At 59.0% G+C, this 15514-nt stretch carries 15 protein-coding genes, 1 rRNA gene and 1 pseudogene; 7 read left to right on the top strand and 10 right to left on the bottom strand.

Annotated features, from left to right (window positions below; genetic code table 11):
- Nucleotides 1-2 precede the first annotated feature (2 nt).
- From nuoI to nuoN, 6 genes are read left to right on the top strand one after another with little or no spacing between them, the layout of a single operon-like run.
- Complete coding sequence (gene nuoI / locus HBH25_RS00080) at nucleotides 3-551, top strand: NADH-quinone oxidoreductase subunit NuoI (RefSeq protein ID WP_168080283.1); 549 nt, start codon at nucleotides 3-5, stop codon at nucleotides 549-551.
- A gap of 9 nt (nucleotides 552-560) precedes the next feature.
- Entirely contained in the window at nucleotides 561-1061 is a 501-nt protein-coding gene (gene nuoJ, locus HBH25_RS00075) for an NADH-quinone oxidoreductase subunit J (protein ID WP_168080281.1), read from the top strand.
- A 3-nt stretch (nucleotides 1062-1064) separates the two neighbouring features.
- On the top strand, nucleotides 1065-1373 hold the full coding sequence (gene nuoK, locus HBH25_RS00070; RefSeq protein WP_168080279.1) for an NADH-quinone oxidoreductase subunit NuoK: 309 nt from the start codon (nucleotides 1065-1067) through the stop codon (nucleotides 1371-1373).
- Entirely contained in the window at nucleotides 1370-3220 is a 1851-nt protein-coding gene (nuoL, locus tag HBH25_RS00065) for an NADH-quinone oxidoreductase subunit L (RefSeq protein WP_168080277.1), read from the top strand. The genes nuoK and nuoL overlap by 4 nt, the downstream gene beginning before the upstream one ends.
- Before the next feature lie 40 nt (nucleotides 3221-3260).
- Nucleotides 3261-4793, top strand: coding sequence for an NADH-quinone oxidoreductase subunit M (nuoM, locus tag HBH25_RS00060; RefSeq protein WP_168080275.1), 1533 nt, complete (start codon nucleotides 3261-3263; stop codon nucleotides 4791-4793).
- A 6-nt stretch (nucleotides 4794-4799) separates the two neighbouring features.
- On the top strand, nucleotides 4800-6269 hold the full coding sequence (nuoN, locus tag HBH25_RS00055; RefSeq protein ID WP_168080273.1) for an NADH-quinone oxidoreductase subunit NuoN: 1470 nt from the start codon (nucleotides 4800-4802) through the stop codon (nucleotides 6267-6269).
- A gap of 84 nt (nucleotides 6270-6353) precedes the next feature.
- Here the strand turns inward: nuoN and HBH25_RS00050 are convergent, their stop codons facing one another.
- From HBH25_RS00050 to HBH25_RS00015, 9 genes and pseudogenes are all read right to left on the bottom strand, one after another.
- On the bottom strand, nucleotides 6354-6752 hold the full coding sequence (locus HBH25_RS00050) for a VOC family protein (RefSeq protein WP_168080271.1): 399 nt from the start codon (nucleotides 6750-6752) through the stop codon (nucleotides 6354-6356).
- 37 nt (nucleotides 6753-6789) lie between these two features.
- Nucleotides 6790-7389, bottom strand: coding sequence for an NAD(P)H:quinone oxidoreductase (gene wrbA, locus HBH25_RS00045; RefSeq protein WP_168080269.1), 600 nt, complete (start codon nucleotides 7387-7389; stop codon nucleotides 6790-6792).
- Nucleotides 7390-7528: 139 nt separating this feature from the next.
- Nucleotides 7529-9421: a penicillin-binding protein 2 gene (mrdA, locus tag HBH25_RS00040; RefSeq protein ID WP_168080267.1), complete on the bottom strand. Its 1893-nt coding sequence runs from the start codon at nucleotides 9419-9421 to the stop codon at nucleotides 7529-7531.
- A gap of 69 nt (nucleotides 9422-9490) precedes the next feature.
- Nucleotides 9491-10567 carry an AI-2E family transporter gene (locus HBH25_RS00035; RefSeq protein ID WP_168080265.1) on the bottom strand — a complete coding sequence of 359 codons (1077 nt, stop codon included), beginning with the start codon at nucleotides 10565-10567 and terminating at the stop codon, nucleotides 9491-9493.
- 95 nt (nucleotides 10568-10662) lie between these two features.
- Nucleotides 10663-11418 (bottom strand): methyl-accepting chemotaxis protein, encoded by a 756-nt coding sequence (locus HBH25_RS23630; protein WP_420708418.1) that lies wholly within the window; start codon nucleotides 11416-11418, stop codon nucleotides 10663-10665.
- Nucleotides 11419-11520: 102 nt separating this feature from the next.
- Nucleotides 11521-12342, bottom strand: a pseudogene (locus tag HBH25_RS23625) (cache domain-containing protein); the annotation flags it as partial.
- A 47-nt stretch (nucleotides 12343-12389) separates the two neighbouring features.
- Nucleotides 12390-13718, bottom strand: coding sequence for an ATP-binding protein (locus HBH25_RS00025; RefSeq protein ID WP_168080261.1), 1329 nt, complete (start codon nucleotides 13716-13718; stop codon nucleotides 12390-12392).
- Nucleotides 13715-14383: a response regulator transcription factor gene (locus tag HBH25_RS00020; RefSeq protein WP_168080259.1), complete on the bottom strand. Its 669-nt coding sequence runs from the start codon at nucleotides 14381-14383 to the stop codon at nucleotides 13715-13717. The genes HBH25_RS00025 and HBH25_RS00020 overlap by 4 nt, the downstream gene beginning before the upstream one ends.
- A complete protein-coding gene (locus HBH25_RS00015) occupies nucleotides 14384-14689 on the bottom strand; it encodes a PepSY domain-containing protein (RefSeq protein WP_168080257.1) in 306 nt (101 codons plus the stop codon). It lies immediately after the preceding gene.
- Nucleotides 14690-14847: 158 nt separating this feature from the next.
- Between HBH25_RS00015 and queD the strand changes: the two genes are divergently transcribed.
- Nucleotides 14848-15204 (top strand): 6-carboxytetrahydropterin synthase QueD, encoded by a 357-nt coding sequence (gene queD / locus HBH25_RS00010; protein WP_168081389.1) that lies wholly within the window; start codon nucleotides 14848-14850, stop codon nucleotides 15202-15204.
- 116 nt (nucleotides 15205-15320) lie between these two features.
- Here queD and rrf read toward each other — a convergent pair.
- Nucleotides 15321-15436 (bottom strand): 5S ribosomal RNA (gene rrf, locus HBH25_RS00005).
- Between the last annotated feature and the right edge of the window lie 78 nt (nucleotides 15437-15514).

The raw sequence follows: 15514 nt of genomic DNA, 5'->3' as shown, positions 1-15514 counted from the left end.
TGATGTTCAAATATATCGGCCATATCGCCCATGGCACCTATACCCAGCTGCGCAGCCTGATCATGGTGTTCGGCCATGGCTTCCGCAAGCGTGACACCCTTCAATACCCTGAGGAGGCGGTGTACCTGCCGCCCCGCTACCGTGGCCGCATCGTGCTGACCCGCGACCCCGATGGTGAGGAACGCTGCGTGGCGTGCAACCTGTGCGCCGTCGCGTGCCCAGTAGGCTGCATTTCGTTGCAGAAAGCTGAAACCGACGATGGTCGCTGGTACCCGGAGTTTTTCCGCATCAACTTCTCACGCTGCATTTTCTGCGGCTTGTGCGAAGAAGCATGCCCCACGACCGCCATTCAGCTTACGCCTGATTTTGAAATGGCCGACTACAAGCGTCAGGACCTGGTGTACGAGAAGCATGACCTGTTGATCTCGGGCCCCGGCAAGAACCCGGACTATAACTTCTATCGCGTCGCAGGCATGGCCGTGGCCGGCAAGCCGAAAGGCGCCGCGCAGAACGAAGCCGAGCCGATCAACGTGAAAAGCCTGCTGCCTTAAGGATAAAAGATGGAATTCGCGTTCTATTTCGCCTCTGGCGTTGCGGTGCTGGCGACCCTACGGGTAATTACTGGCACCAACCCGGTTCACGCTTTGCTGTACCTGATCATTTCCCTGATCTCGGTAGCCATGACCTTCTTCGCACTGGGTGCGCCCTTTGCCGGTGCACTGGAGGTTATCGCCTATGCCGGGGCAATCATGGTGCTGTTCGTGTTTGTGGTGATGATGCTCAACCTGGGCACCGAATCCTCGCATCAGGAACGGGAATGGTTGAAACCTGGTATCTGGGCAGGCCCTATGCTGCTGGCTGTGCTGCTGCTGGTGGAGCTGATGTATGTGCTGTTCTCCGGCCCTGGCGACATTCCAGTGGGTGCAACCACCGTTGGGCCTAAGGCCGTAGGCGTCAGCCTGTTCGGCCCTTACCTGCTGGTGGTGGAGCTGGCCTCCATGCTGCTGCTGGCTGCGGCCATCACGGCCTTCCACATTGGCCGCAACGAGGCGAAGGAGTAACCCATGCCAGCCATTCCTCTAGAACACGGCTTGGCCGTGGCCGGCGTACTGTTCGTACTTGGCCTTATGGGCCTGTTGGTCCGCCGCAACATTCTTTTCGTACTGATGAGCCTGGAAATCATGATGAATGCCTCGGCTCTGGCGTTCATTGTGGCAGGCAGCCGCTGGGCGCAACCGGATGGGCAGATCATGTTCATTCTGGTGATCAGCCTGGCAGCCGCTGAGGCCAGCATTGGGCTTGCCATCCTGATCCAGTTGTATCGCCGCTTCCATACGCTCGATATCGACGCTGCCAGTGAGATGCGCGGATGAACCTACTCTTTCTGACTTTCGTCTTTCCCCTGCTGGGCTGGCTGGTGCTGTCATTCTCCCGCGGCCGCCTTTCGGAAAACACCTCGGCGTTGATCGGCGTGGGCTCCGTTGGCCTGTCGGCGATCGTAGCGGCCTATGTGATCTGGCAATTCAACGTGGCCCCGCCACCGGGCGGCGTGTACACCCACCTGCTCTGGACCTGGATGTCGGTAGGCACGTTCACGCCTACCTTTACCCTGTACCTGGACGGGCTGTCCGTGACCATGTTGGGTGTGGTGGTAGGGGTTGGTTTCCTTATCCACGTGTTTGCCTCCTGGTACATGCGCGGTGAGGACGGCTACTCGCGCTTCTTCTCCTATACCAACCTGTTCATTGCCAGCATGCTGTTCCTGGTGCTGGGCGATAACCTGTTGTTCCTGTACTTCGGGTGGGAAGGTGTAGGCCTGTGCAGCTACCTGCTGATCGGTTTCTATTACAGCAACCGCAACAACGGCAACGCTGCACTGAAGGCGTTCATCGTTACCCGCATCGGTGACGTGTTTATGGCCATCGGGCTATTCATCTTGTTCCACCAGTTGGGCACGTTGAACATTCAGGAACTGATGGTCCGGGCACCTGAGCATTTCCAGGTAGGCGATTTCTGGATCGTTCTGGCCACGCTGATGTTACTGGGCGGCGCGGTGGGGAAATCCGCTCAGCTTCCGCTGCAGACCTGGCTGGCTGACGCCATGGCGGGCCCCACGCCCGTCTCGGCGTTGATCCACGCGGCGACCATGGTCACGGCTGGGGTCTACCTGATTGCTCGTACCCATGGCCTGTTCACCCTGGCGCCTGAAATCCTGCACCTGGTAGGCATTGTCGGTGCGGTGACCTTGGTGCTGGCGGGCTTCGCGGCGTTGGTACAAACCGACATCAAGCGGATTCTGGCCTACTCCACCATGAGCCAGATTGGTTATATGTTCCTGGCCCTGGGCGTAGGAGCCTGGGATGGTGCCATCTTCCACCTGATGACCCATGCGTTCTTCAAGGCCCTGCTGTTCCTGGCTTCCGGCGCCGTAATCATCGGGTGCCACCATGAGCAGAACATCTTCAAGATGGGCGGCCTATGGAAGAAGCTGCCACTGGCCTACGCCTGCTTCATCGTGGGGGGTGCCGCACTGTCTGCGTTGCCCATCGTGACCGCCGGTTTCTACTCCAAGGACGAGATCCTCTGGGAAGCGTTTGCCAGCGGCCATGAGTACCTGCTGTACGCGGGCCTGGTCGGTGCCTTTATGACCTCGCTGTACACCTTCCGCCTGATCTTCATCACCTTCCATGGCGAATCCAAGACCGACGCCCATGCGGGCCACGGGATCTCCCACTGGCTACCTCTGGGTATCCTGCTGGTGCTGTCTACGTTCGTCGGCGCCTGGATTCATCCGCCACTGGCAGGCGTACTGCCGGAAAGTGCTGGCCATGCTGGTGGGGAAGCCAAGCACAGCCTGGAAATTGCCTCGGGCGCCATCGCCCTGGCTGGCATCCTGCTGGCGGCATTGCTGTTCCTGGGCAAGCGCCGGTTCGTCACTGCTATCGCCAACAGTGGCCTTGGGCGCGTGCTGTCAGCCTGGTGGTTTGCCGCTTGGGGCTTTGACTGGATCTACGACAAGCTGCTGGTGAAACCGTACTTGTGGATCAGCCATGTGCTGCGCAGGGACCCAATGGACCGCGGTATCGGCCTTGTGCCTCGGCTGGTGAAGGGTGGCAACGCCGCCATGAGCCGCACCGAGAACGGTCAGTTGCGCTGGTATGCCGCTTCCCTTGCCTTCGGCGCCGTAGTGGTGCTGGGCATTGTGGTAATGGGCGCCTGACTATGAACCTTGCGACTTTGCGAAAGGAAACGAACCCGTCATGATTTTGCCTTGGCTGATCCTGATTCCCTTCATTGGCGGCCTTCTGTGCTGGATGGCTGAGCGCGGAAGCGCCACCCTGCCCCGCTGGATCGCGTTGCTGACCATGTCCCTGGAACTGGCGTTAGGGCTCTGGCTCTGGTCCCAGGGCGATTACTCCCTGGCGCCTGCGCCAGGGGCCGACCCGGTATGGGCTGTCGAATTCAAGCTGGCGTGGATTCAACGGTTCGGCATCAGCGTGCACCTGGCCCTCGACGGCCTGTCGTTGCTGATGATCCTGCTGACCGGCTTGCTGGGGGTACTGTCGGTACTGTGCTCCTGGAAAGAGATCCAGCGCCACGTGGGTTTCTTCCACCTCAACCTGATGTGGATTCTGGGTGGCGTGATCGGCGTGTTCCTGGCGCTGGACCTGTTCCTGTTCTTCTTCTTCTGGGAAATGATGCTGGTGCCGATGTATTTCCTCATCGCGCTCTGGGGCCATAGCTCGTCGGACGGAAAACGCACCCGGATCTACGCCGCCACCAAGTTCTTCATCTTCACCCAGGCCAGCGGCCTGATCATGCTGGTAGCCATCCTGGGCCTGGTACTGGTCAACTTCAACAACACGGGCGTGATCACGTTCAACTACAGCGATCTGCTGAAGGCGAACCTGCCAGCCGGCACGGAATACCTGCTGATGCTGGGCTTCTTCGTCGCCTTCGCTGTGAAGCTGCCGGTTGTTCCAGTGCACTCCTGGTTGCCTGACGCTCACGCCCAGGCCCCTACTGCGGGCTCGGTGGACCTGGCCGGTATTCTGTTGAAGACGGCAGCATACGGGCTGCTGCGCTTTGCCCTGCCGCTGTTCCCCAACGCTTCGGCCGAATTTGCGCCCATTGCCATGGGGCTGGGCCTGGTGGGCATCTTCTACGGTGCCTTCCTGGCGTTCGCACAAACCGACATCAAGCGCCTGATTGCCTACTCCAGCGTGTCCCATATGGGTTTTGTGCTGATCGGCATCTACTCCGGCAGCCAGCAGGCACTGCAGGGCGCTGTGGTACAGATGGTGGCCCATGGCTTGTCGGCCGCTGCCCTGTTCATTCTCAGCGGCCAGCTGTATGAACGCCTGCACACGCGTGACATGCGTGAAATGGGTGGCCTGTGGTCGCGCATCGCCTACTTGCCCGCTATCAGCCTGTTCTTTGCAGCAGCTTCGCTGGGCCTGCCGGGCACGGGTAATTTCGTGGGTGAATTCCTGATCCTGCTGGGCAGCTTCAACGTGGCGCCATGGGTGACCACCATCGCGACCTTCGGCCTGGTGGTGGGCTCGGTGTATGCCCTGATCATGATCCACCGGGCGTATTTCGGGCCTGCCAAGTCGGACACGGTATTGCAGGGCATGGACGGTCGCGAGCTGGCGATGATCCTCTTCCTGGCGGTATTGCTGGTGCTGCTAGGCGTGTACCCGCAACCCATTCTGGATACGTCTGCGGCGACCATGGCGGGCGTGCAGCAATGGTTCGGCACGGCTTTCTCTCAACTTGCATCGGCCCGGTAACCTGTAATGGAACTGACCTCTCAACACTTTCTGGCAATGGCGCCGCTGCTGATTACCAGCGTCACCATCGTGGTGGTGATGCTGGCCATCGCTTGGCGCCGCAACCATTCACAGACCTTCCTGCTGTCCTGCGCCGGCTTGAACCTGGCATTGCTGTCCATTTTGCCCGTGCTCAAGATCACACCCTTGAGCGTGACCACGCTGTTGCAGGTGGACAACTTTGCAGCGCTGTACATGGCGCTGATTCTGATTGCTACATTGGCATGCGTGACCCTGGCCCACGCTTACCTGGGTGAAGGCGGTACGGGTTACCCAGGCAACCGTGAAGAGCTGTACCTGCTTATTCTGCTGGCGGCGGCTGGCGGCATGGTGCTGGTATGCGCCCAGCAGCTCTCTGCCCTGTTCATTGGCCTGGAGCTGCTCTCCGTGCCGGTGTACGGCCTTGTGGCCTATGCCTACTTCAACAAGCGCTCTCTGGAAGCCGGTATCAAGTACATGGTGCTGTCGGCAGCCGGCTCTGCGTTCCTGCTGTTCGGTATGGCGCTGTTGTATGCCGATGCCGGCACCTTGAGCTTCGCAGGGATTGGCACCGCGTTGGCCGCTACAGGTATGCCTAGCCTGCTGGCGCAACTGGGCCTGAGCATGATGTTGGTGGGCCTGGCCTTCAAACTGTCCCTGGTGCCCTTCCACCTCTGGACCCCAGACGTGTACGAGGGTGCTCCGGCTCCGGTAGCCGCCTTCCTGGCCACCGCCAGCAAGGTAGCGGTGTTTGCGGTGATCGTGCGGTTGTTCCAGCTCTCCCCTGTGGCAAGCAGTGGCGTACTGAGCACAGTGCTGAGCTTGATTGCGGTGGCCTCCATCGTGGTGGGCAACCTGCTGGCGCTGAACCAGACTAACCTCAAGCGTTTGCTGGGTTACTCGTCCATTGCCCACTTCGGTTACCTGCTGATCGCGTTGGTGGCCAGCAAGGGCTTGGCCATGGAAGCCATCGGCGTGTACCTGGTGACCTACGTGATCACTAGCCTGGGCGCGTTTGGCGTAATCACGCTCATGTCCTCGCCTTATAACGGCCGGGATGCCGACGCGCTGTATGAGTACCGCGGCCTGTTCTGGCGCCGGCCATACCTGACTGCCGTATTGACCGTGATGATGCTGTCCCTGGCAGGGATTCCGCTGACCGCCGGCTTTATCGGCAAGTTCTACGTGATGGCGGCAGGCGTCGAGTCCGGCCTGTGGTGGCTGGTCGGCGCGTTGGTACTGGGCAGCGCCATCGGCCTGTTCTATTACCTGCGCGTGATGGTCACGCTGTACCTGATGGAGAAGAACCTGCGTAAGCATGATGCACCCATGAACTGGGAACAGCGTACCGGTGGCGTGATACTGCTGGCCATTGCGATCCTGGCCTTTGTGCTAGGTGTATACCCCCAGCCCTTGGTGGACCTTGTGCAACACGCCGGGATCAGCCTAGTGGGTTGAGCCGGTTGCCGTAATGAAAAAACCTCGCCCGGGTGCACCTGGCGAGGTTTTTTTATAGGCCCGTTGGTAGGCTGACGCCCTCACCTAAAGCGTGTTGGCATGCACGAAACACAGCTTGTTGCCCTCAGGGTCCCTGCAATACGCACCGTAGTAATCCGGGTCGTAGTGGGCACGCACACCAGGCGAACCTTCATCGGTGCCCCCATTGGCAAGGGCAACAGCCCAGGCAGCGTCCACCTGCGCTGGGCTGGCACAGGCAAAGCTGACCTGAGTGCCATTGCCTGCAGCGGCTGGCAAGCCATTGAACGGCTGCTGGATATAGAACTGCGGCCAACGTGTGCCTGGCCGATGCCAGCCTTTCCCCGCCGGACCACCGTCGTCCTCATCTGGCATCAATACCAGGCCTATCGCTGCCAACACGGGCGTGTAGAACCGTGTCATCCGGTCCAGATCCCGGGCACCTACGATGATGTGTGAAAACATGGCCGCGGGCTCCCGGAAAGGACGTAAGGGATAACTGTCAGCTGAACAGCTTGGCTGCGGTCTTGGCTACCAATTCACCTTGATGACGTGCGCCACCCAGGTCGATTTCGCTAGGTTGACGCGAACCATCGCCCGCTGCCAGCGTGGTTGCGCCATAGGGCGAGCCGCCAACAATTTCGCTCATGTCCATCTGGCCCTGGTAGCTGTAGGGCAGGCCCACGATCACCATGCCGAAGTGCATCAGGTTAGTGATCAGCGAAAACAGTGTGGTTTCCTGGCCGCCGTGCTGGCTGGCAGTTGAAGTAAAGGCTGCACCGACTTTGCCATTGAGAGCGCCCGAAGCCCACAGGCCACCAGCTTGGTCCAGGAACGCAGCCATCTGGCTGCTTACACGACCGAAGCGCGTGGGGCTGCCCAGGATGATAGCGTCGTAATTGGCCAGCTCCGCTACAGTGGCCACTGGCGCAGCTTGATCAAGCTTGAAATGAGCTTTTTGGGCCACGTCCAAGGGGGCGGTTTCCGGTACACGCTTCACGTCCACCGTGGCACCCGCCGCACGGGCGCCTTCAGCGACCGCATTGGCCATGGTTTCGATGTGCCCGTAAGTGGAGTAATACAACACAAGTACTTTAGCCATGAAAACGCTCCTGACAGTGCCGCGCCCCAATGGCGCGGACTCGCAAACTTCGCACACTCGCCTGCAACATAAAAACAGGTTGATTCGAACGGTTTGATCGAAACCCTGAATCAACCCTGGCGGTCAGTGTAGCCGGGTGTCAGGTGGCCGGTGATTTCACGGGTACGTTGGGGCTGGCGTACTGGGGCTTGAGGTGCCCGCTCTGGTCAAGGAGCCAGGCATCGAGCACTTCACGCACAACGGGCCCTGCCACCCGGCCACCCGCCTCTCCGTTCTCGATCATGACCGCCACCACGATCTTAGGGTTCTCTGCCGGTGCAAAGCCCACGAACAAGGCATTGTCACGGTTGCGCTCCAAGGTTTTGGCACGGTTGTAGCGTTCGCCCTGGCGAATGGCGACCACCTGTGCGGTACCGCTCTTGCCCGCGATGCGGTACTGGGCCCCCACAGCGGACTGGCGCGCAATGCCGCGTGGGTCGTGCAAGACGGCCTGCATACCGCGGTTGACGAGTGTCCATTCGTTACTGTCGTGGAGCACGATGTCAGGCATAGGGTTTGTGTCGACCGGCGGCTCCCCGCCTACGGTTTCAGCCAAGTGGGGGCGATGCCACACGCCTTTACTGGCGATCAGCGACGTGGCCTGGGCCAATTGCAAAGGCGTGACTTGCATGTAGCCCTGCCCGATCCCCAGGATCAGCGTTTCCCCTGGGAACCACGGCTGGCGTCGGGTCGCCCGCTTCCACTGCTCCGAGGGCATCAGGCCCGGGGCTTCCTCCAGCATATCCAGCGAGACCTTCTGGCCAATGCCGAAGCGGCTCAGGTAGTCATGCAAACGGTCGATGCCCAGGCGGTGGGCTGTATCGTAGAAATAGGTGTCGTTGGACCGCATGATGGCCGCGTACATGTCCACCCAGCCATCCCCACTGTGGTTCCAGTTTCGGTACTTATGGTCGTAATTGGGCAACTCGTAGTAACCAGGGTCAAACACACGTGAACTGGGGGTGATCACACCACTGTCCAGGCCGGCGATGGCCACTTCAGGCTTGATGGTAGAACCCGGCGCGTACAAGCCACGCAGTACCCGGTTGAACAGGGGGCGGTCGATCGAATCCCGCAGCGCCGTGTATTCCTTGAAACTGATACCGGTCACGAACAGGTTAGGGTCAAAGCTGGGCTCGCTGACCATGGCCAGTACATCGCCATTTGCCGGGTCCAGTGCAACAATGGCCCCGCGTCGCCCGTTGAGGGCTTTTTCCGCCGCCACTTGCAGGTTGGCGTCCAGCGTGAGGGTGATGTTCTTGCCGGCGACAGGGTCTGTGTGGCGCAGCACCCGCATGACACGCCCCTGCGCGTTGGTTTCCACTTCCTCAAAGCCCACATGCCCGTGCAGTTGAGGCTCGTAGAAGTGTTCCACGCCCGTTTTCCCTACCGACTGGGTGCCTCGGTACTCCACAGGGTCCAGCACCTTGGCCTCGCGTTCGTTGATGCGCCCTACATAGCCTAGCGAATGTGCAAACTGCTCGCCCAACGGGTACTCACGAACGAACTGAGCCTCTACATCAAGCCCTGGAAGCTTGAACTGGTTGACGGCGATCAGCGCAATCTGGGCCTCGGTCAGCTCATACATTAGGGTAACCGGCTCAAACGGATGTCGCGCGCGGCGCATGTCTTTGTCGAATTGCCGACGTTGTTCATCGGGCAACTGAAGAATCTGGGCCAGGGTGTCCAGTACCTGCGCACTGTCACCCGCCCGCTCACGGGTGAGGGTAAGGTTGAAGCTAGGACGGTTGCTGGCCAGCACCACACCGTTGCGGTCGTAGATCACGCCCCGTTCTGGCGGTATGGGCAACACGTGTACGCGGTTGTTTTCAGAAATGGTGGAGTGGTAGTCGTACTGTATCACCTGCAGGAAATACAGCCGGCTGACCAGTGCAAAGGCCAGGCCTATTACCAGGACCGCACACGCAATCAGGCGGCCGTTGACCAGGCGTCCTTCTTTGTCGTGGTCTTTTAAGGGAATCGGATCAGGCATTGGCACGGCTCACAGGTACAGATCGAAGCGCCCCCGACCTGCGAGGCGCTCGATCGATACATCATGCGGTCACGTCTTCAGATCGGGGGGCAGTTGTATGGTAGGACGGTCCCCTACGAACAGGCTCCAGCTGGAAATGAACAAGGCTGCGATCAAGGGCCCGATCACGAACCCGTTGAGCCCGAATACTGCCAGGCCACCCAATGTAGAGATCAGCACCAAGTAGTCAGGAAGCTTCGTATCCTTGCCCACCAGAATGGGGCGCAGCACGTTGTCTACCAGGCCGATCACGAACACACCGAACAACGTGAGCACAACGCCGCGCCACATTTCGCCATCGAGCATGAAGTAAACCGCCACCGGCGCCCATACTACCCCGGCACCCACCGCAGGCAATAATGAAAGAAAAGCCATCAATACGGCCCAGAGCAATGCACTGGGTATATCCAGCGCCCAGAAGATGAAACCACCCAGCGCCCCTTGGGAAATGGCAACCAGCATGTTGCCCTTCACGGTGGCACGCACTACCCGTGTGAATTTCAGTTGCAGGCGGCGCTTCTGGTGCTCGGCCAAGGGTACGGCCTGGCGAATCTTGCGCACCAGTTCTGGACCATCGCGCAGGAAGAAGAACACCAAATACAGCATGATGCCGAAGCTGACGATGAAATCCAGGGTGCCCTGGCCAAAGCTAAAGGCCTGCGATGTAAGGGCTTCGCTGCCTTGCATGGCGCGGGCCGTGACTTTTTCACGCAGCCCGTCGAGGTTACCCATGCCCAGGCGGTCCAGCAGATGCTGCATGGACTCCGGCAGTGCATGCTTGAAATGGCTTACATAGCCTGCGACATCTAGGTTGCCACTTTGCACGCCTTTGTAGACGTTGGTGCCCTCCTGCACCAGCAATGCGCTGATGATGATGACAGGCAGTACCGCCACTATCACGCAAATGGCGAGTGTGGTGATGGAGGTAAGGTTGCGAGACCAGTGATAGCGCTGTATCAGCTTGCGTTGCAGGGGCGCAAAAAGGATGCCGAGGATGACGGCCCAAAACACAGCACCGTAATACGGCAGCAGAATCCAGATAAAAGCGAGTGTGACCAATACAAGCAGCAGGAGCAGGGTCTTGTATTGAAGGTTGGTTTCGTTCATGCGCGTTCCATGTCGGCTAGCCTTAAGCGCTCCGTATGGAGCGCCTGAAGGTTAGTCCGGCGGCACTGGGGGAAGTGCCGTACCAATGACACGGATCAGGTACGGAATTGCGCAACCAGCTTGCCCAGGCCTTGGCCCAGTGCTTCAAGCTTGCGAGAGGTTTCGGCACCGTGGCGGGTTTCGTCCGCGACCTGGTCCACTGCGCTGGCGATCTGGTGCACGCTGCGGTTGATCTCTTCTACAACGGCCGTCTGCTCCTCGGCGGCTGTGGCGATCTGGGCGTTCATGTTGCTGATCGTCGCAATCAGGCTACCCATGGCATCCAGCGATCGGCCTGCTTCGTTAGCCCGCAGGCTAGTGCCCTCACCCGCCTCGCTGGAGCGGCGCATGGCGTCCACCGCTTCATGGGTCCCCTTTTCGAGACGATCGATCATGCCCTGGATTTCCTGGGTGCTTTGCTGCGTGCGGCTGGCCAAGGCCCGTACTTCGTCAGCGACTACTGCAAAGCCACGGCCCGCTTCACCCGCGCGGGCTGCTTCGATGGCGGCGTTGAGTGCCAGCAGGTTGGTCTGCTCGGCAATGGAGCGGATAACCCCCAGTACGCTCACAATGGAGCGGACGTCGGTCTGCAATGTGTCCAGGGAGTTGCCACTGAGGCGGATATCAGCCAACAGCGCATGAATCTGGGTCACGCTGCCGTCGACCACACGTTTGGCCTGACGCCCCTCTTCGTCTGTCTCCTGAGCGGCGATAGCGGCGCCTTGAGCACTGCGCGCCACTTCCTGAGCAGCCCCTGACATTTCATTCACGGCGGTAGCGACTTGGTCTGTCTCCTGGCGCTGGCGTTCCATGGCACGTTCCGAGCGCTGCGCCTGATCATTCACGTCGCTGACCAGGCCCGTTAGCTCATGGGTCATGGTTGCGATCTGCCGAACCAGGGTATGGATTTTCTCGGCAAAGCGGTTGAATGAGCCAGCAAGGTCGCCCAACTCGTCCTGGCTGGTTACCGGCAAGCGCCGCGTAAGATCACCTTCGCCCGCAGCGATGTCATCCAGGCTCTGTTTCATCAGGGTTAACGGCCGCAGGATATTCCGCGCAAGCACTAGGCCAACCGCACCGATCACTAGCAGCAGCACGACGGCAATGCCCACGATCGTCATCAACATGTCGAGGGTACGGGCATGAACGGCCTCGCGTACTTCCGCCAGTTGCGCATCAATACCATCCAGGTTGACGGCCGTGCCGATCACCATGTCCCACTTAGGCAAGTACTCGGTATACGCCAACTTGGGGACAAGTGCCTGAGTACCTGGCAACGTGGAGGAGTAGCTCACGAAGTGGGTACCGTTTTTACCCACGTTCACCAGTTCGCGGTTCACGTACACACCATTAGGGTCCTGGGCATCAATGAAGCTTTTCCCTATACCCTCAGGGCTATTGCCTTTGAACAGGCGTACGGCCTTGGAGTCGTAGCCGAAAAAGTAGCCATCCTTGCCGTAGGTCACTTTGGAAAGCATCTGGATGACCTGCGCACGGGCAGCGTCATCGCTGGCACCGGCCGCATCGTAGATTGGCTTTACCGTGCCTAGGGCGACCGCGACATAGTTCTGCAAGGACGTACGAGCGTCCACCAGGTAGCGCTCTCGCGTGTCCTGAACGTCCTGTGCGGCTTGCTGGCGCAGGATATACAGCGTGCACAGGCTAATAATGAGCGCAAAGAGCACTACGGGCAGAATGGCAACGGACAGGACCTTGCCCTTTAAGCTTAGTCGCATGGGGAAATCTCATGAGCAAGAAAAGAGTACCCGGCTTATCGGCCATGCTACTGTAAAGTTGAATTAGCACCGCGAACAGGCAGCCGAACCTCGACACGCAGCCCGCCCAACGGGCTCTCGGTCAGGCTCAACTGGCCATGGCAGGCCTCGATGATGTCCTTGACGATGCCCAACCCCAGCCCATGCCCCTGAGCCTGTTCATCCAGGCGCTCCCCCCGGGACAACACATGCTCACGGGCATGGGCGGGAATGCCGGGGCCATCATCGTCCACCAGCAGAAGGTAGATGGCCGGTTGAGCGGCCACGGTCAGTACAACGTGGCTGTCTGCCCATTTGCAGGCGTTGTCTAACAGGTTACCTAGCAATTCCAGCATGTCTTCGCGGTCCCAAGGGAGCACAACGGGCTCGGCAAGCTGCCATTCTAATTGCAGGTGCCCACCGTGCACGGTTTGCAGAATAGCGAAGAGTGAAGATAGCTCGGTGGCGCAGTCAAAAGGCGTACCAGGCAAGGCATCGCCGGCCAAACGTGCCCGTGCAAGCTCCTTGTCCAGCCTGGCTTGTATGTGGTGCAACTGCTCTAACAAGGTATCCCGTACGGCCGGTGCTTCACTCAACCGGGCGCTGTTGGCCAGGCTTAGCAGTACAGCAAGGGGTGTTTTGAGGGCATGCCCCAGGTTACCAATGCCTGTGCGGGCTTTTTTAAGGCTGTCCTCGGTATGTGCCTGTAGATGGTTGATCTGGGTCACCAAAGGCTCCAGCTCCAAAGGCACCTCCACCTGGAGTTGAGAGCGTTGACCCTGCTGGAGTTGTGCGACCTGTGCCTGGGTAGCCTCCAGGGGTTTAAGTGCACGCTTGACGATCCAGCGCTGCAACATCAGAACCGCCAAAAGCAACAACGCCCCAAAGCCCAGGCCCCACCGCCTGAGTTGGGAGAAGCTTTCTCGGATAGGCGTGTAATCCTGCGCCACAGTTATATCGATTGCCGTACCAAACCGTCGATAATCGGACCTGAGCACAATCAACTGTTGCCCATCAGGCCCTTCTGCTCGTGTTAAGCCTGGTGCCTGAAGCAGAGGCAACTGAGCATCCCACAGGGAGCGTGAACGCAGTTGCCGGTCTGGTAACGTGACTTGAAAGTAATAGCCTGACAAGGCGCGCTGGTAGGCAGGCAGCACACGGTCTTCATTGAGTTCGATTTTTAGGGGCTTCTTGCTCAAGGCCAACAGCAGGGTCTCACTCTGGCTGCGCAGGTTGCTTTCCAGATAGCCCTCGACGCCGCGCTCGAACAGCCATAGTCCTGCCTGTGCGAAAACCAACCCGCCGATAACAAGAACGCTTAGCAGGCCAACGCTCAATCGCCCCTGCAATGACTTCACGTTACCTGCCCACCGAACCGGTAGCCCTGCCCGCGCCGGGTCTCGATAATGGTTTTGCCAAGTTTGCGCCTGAGGTGGTTCACATGCACTTCCAGAACGTTGGAATCGCGCTCGGTTTCACCATCGTACAAATGCTCGGCAAGGTGCCCCTTGGACAGGATTTGCCCAGGATGGAGCATGAAGTAACGCAACAAGCGGAATTCAGCGGCCGTAAGGCTGACGAGGTCTGAACCGCTGGCAACGCTTTGGGTGGACTCATCCAAAGCCAGCCCGCCTGCCTGCAGTTGGGGTTGGTTGGCAACACCCTTGGAGCGACGTACTAACGACTGTATGCGCAGCAGTAGCTCTTGCGGGTGAAATGGTTTGCCAAGGTAGTCATCTGCCCCTGCTTTCAAGCCTTCGATGCGTTCAGCCCATGAGCCACGCGCCGTCAGGATCAATACAGGTGTGCTCAGCCCGGCTTGCCGCCACTGCTCCAGCACATTCAGCCCCGGCAAGCCTGGCAGCCCCAGGTCCAACACTACGCAGTCATAAGGCTCTGTCTGCCCTTGCACCAAGGCATCTCGGCCATCGGCCAGCCAGTCGACGGCATAGCCATTGTTGATCAGCAACGCGAGCAGTTCATCTGCCAAGGGTACCGAGTCTTCTACAAGTAGCAGGCGCATTTAGTCGTCTTCCTTGTCTTTAAGCAAGTCACCACCTGTTGCATCGAATTCAAGCTCGCGTACCTGCCCACCAGGTAGCACAAGCTCAATTTCATAGACATAACGACCGTGCTCTTTTTCCAGCTCCACTTCAAGCAAAGTGGCGCCCGGATGACGGGCCAACGCTTGCTCCGTCAATTGAGCCAAGGGCAGGATGATCCCCTGCTCGCGGAGGTGCAAGGCCTCGTCCTGGGTCAGATCATGGGCAGCCGTTTGTGTAGCCCACAAGAAGACCATTAACCAGCCAACTGTATGTAATACACGCATGCCGGATCCTCTAATGGGTCAAGGCGAGCAGGCCACATTAGCCTGTAGAGCGTATAGCAGCGTACCGGTGTGGCCTTAAACCAAGCTGAACAGGTGGGCGTGTGGTACGACGTGATGCTGGTAGAATGGTTTCTTTGGTATCTGCAATGGGTAAGCCTGTGGAAATTTTCAAGGAATTCACGTTTGAATCGGCGCATAAACTGCCGAATGTGCCAGAGGGACACAAGTGCGGCCGCTTGCATGGCCACTCTTTCAAGGTAGGGATTCATTTGTCCGGCGCCGTGGACCCCCACACTGGCTGGATCCGCGACTTTTCGGAAATAAAAGCTATTTTCAAACCGATCTATGAGCAACTGGACCACAATTATCTAAACGACATACCCGGCTTGGAAAACCCAACGAGCGAGGTATTGGCCGTCTGGATATGGAAGGCACTCAAGCCATTGCTGCCCGAGCTTAGTAAGGTTCGCATTCACGAAACCTGCACCAGCGGGTGCGAATACACCGGTGACTGAACGCTGAAAACCTTGCCGAACCGTGACTCTCGTTACGGTTCAGGGCAGCTTTAAAGGCACATGCTGGAAAAGACAAAACCCCTGATCGCAGAGCGACCAGGGGTTTTGGGTTTGAATCTTGACGATGACCTACTCTCACATGGGGAAACCCCACACTACCATCGGCGATGCATCGTTTCACTACTGAGTTCGGGATGGGATCAGGTGGTTCCAATGCTCTATGGTCGTCAAGAAATTCGGGTTGCGGCTTCGTGTTCACGGCTGTGTTCACGCAGCTGCAGATCTGGGTATGTGATGTGTGAGTGTGCGT

Source organism: Pseudomonas quercus (assembly GCF_012033695.1).
GTDB lineage: Bacteria > Pseudomonadota > Gammaproteobacteria > Pseudomonadales > Pseudomonadaceae > Aquipseudomonas > Aquipseudomonas quercus.
The sequence above is the reverse complement of the archived record's forward strand: the minus strand, read 5'-3'. Positions and strand labels throughout refer to the sequence as shown.

Excerpts from the sequence above, each read along its gene's own strand:
- nuoI (WP_168080283.1), top strand. The coding sequence starts at position 3 with ATGTTCAAATATATCGGCCATATCGCCCATGGCACCTATACCCAGCTG.
- nuoJ (WP_168080281.1), top strand. The coding sequence starts at position 561 with ATGGAATTCGCGTTCTATTTCGCCTCTGGCGTTGCGGTGCTGGCGACC.
- nuoK (WP_168080279.1), top strand. The coding sequence starts at position 1,065 with ATGCCAGCCATTCCTCTAGAACACGGCTTGGCCGTGGCCGGCGTACTG.
- nuoL (WP_168080277.1), top strand. The coding sequence starts at position 1,370 with ATGAACCTACTCTTTCTGACTTTCGTCTTTCCCCTGCTGGGCTGGCTG.
- nuoM (WP_168080275.1), top strand. The coding sequence starts at position 3,261 with ATGATTTTGCCTTGGCTGATCCTGATTCCCTTCATTGGCGGCCTTCTG.
- nuoN (WP_168080273.1), top strand. The coding sequence starts at position 4,800 with ATGGAACTGACCTCTCAACACTTTCTGGCAATGGCGCCGCTGCTGATT.
- HBH25_RS00050 (WP_168080271.1), bottom strand. The coding sequence starts at position 6,752 with ATGTTTTCACACATCATCGTAGGTGCCCGGGATCTGGACCGGATGACA.
- wrbA (WP_168080269.1), bottom strand. The coding sequence starts at position 7,389 with ATGGCTAAAGTACTTGTGTTGTATTACTCCACTTACGGGCACATCGAA.
- mrdA (WP_168080267.1), bottom strand. The coding sequence starts at position 9,421 with ATGCCTGATCCGATTCCCTTAAAAGACCACGACAAAGAAGGACGCCTG.
- HBH25_RS00035 (WP_168080265.1), bottom strand. The coding sequence starts at position 10,567 with ATGAACGAAACCAACCTTCAATACAAGACCCTGCTCCTGCTGCTTGTA.
- HBH25_RS23630 (WP_420708418.1), bottom strand. The coding sequence starts at position 11,418 with ATGGAACGCCAGCGCCAGGAGACAGACCAAGTCGCTACCGCCGTGAAT.
- HBH25_RS00020 (WP_168080259.1), bottom strand. The coding sequence starts at position 14,383 with ATGCGCCTGCTACTTGTAGAAGACTCGGTACCCTTGGCAGATGAACTG.
- HBH25_RS00015 (WP_168080257.1), bottom strand. The coding sequence starts at position 14,689 with ATGCGTGTATTACATACAGTTGGCTGGTTAATGGTCTTCTTGTGGGCT.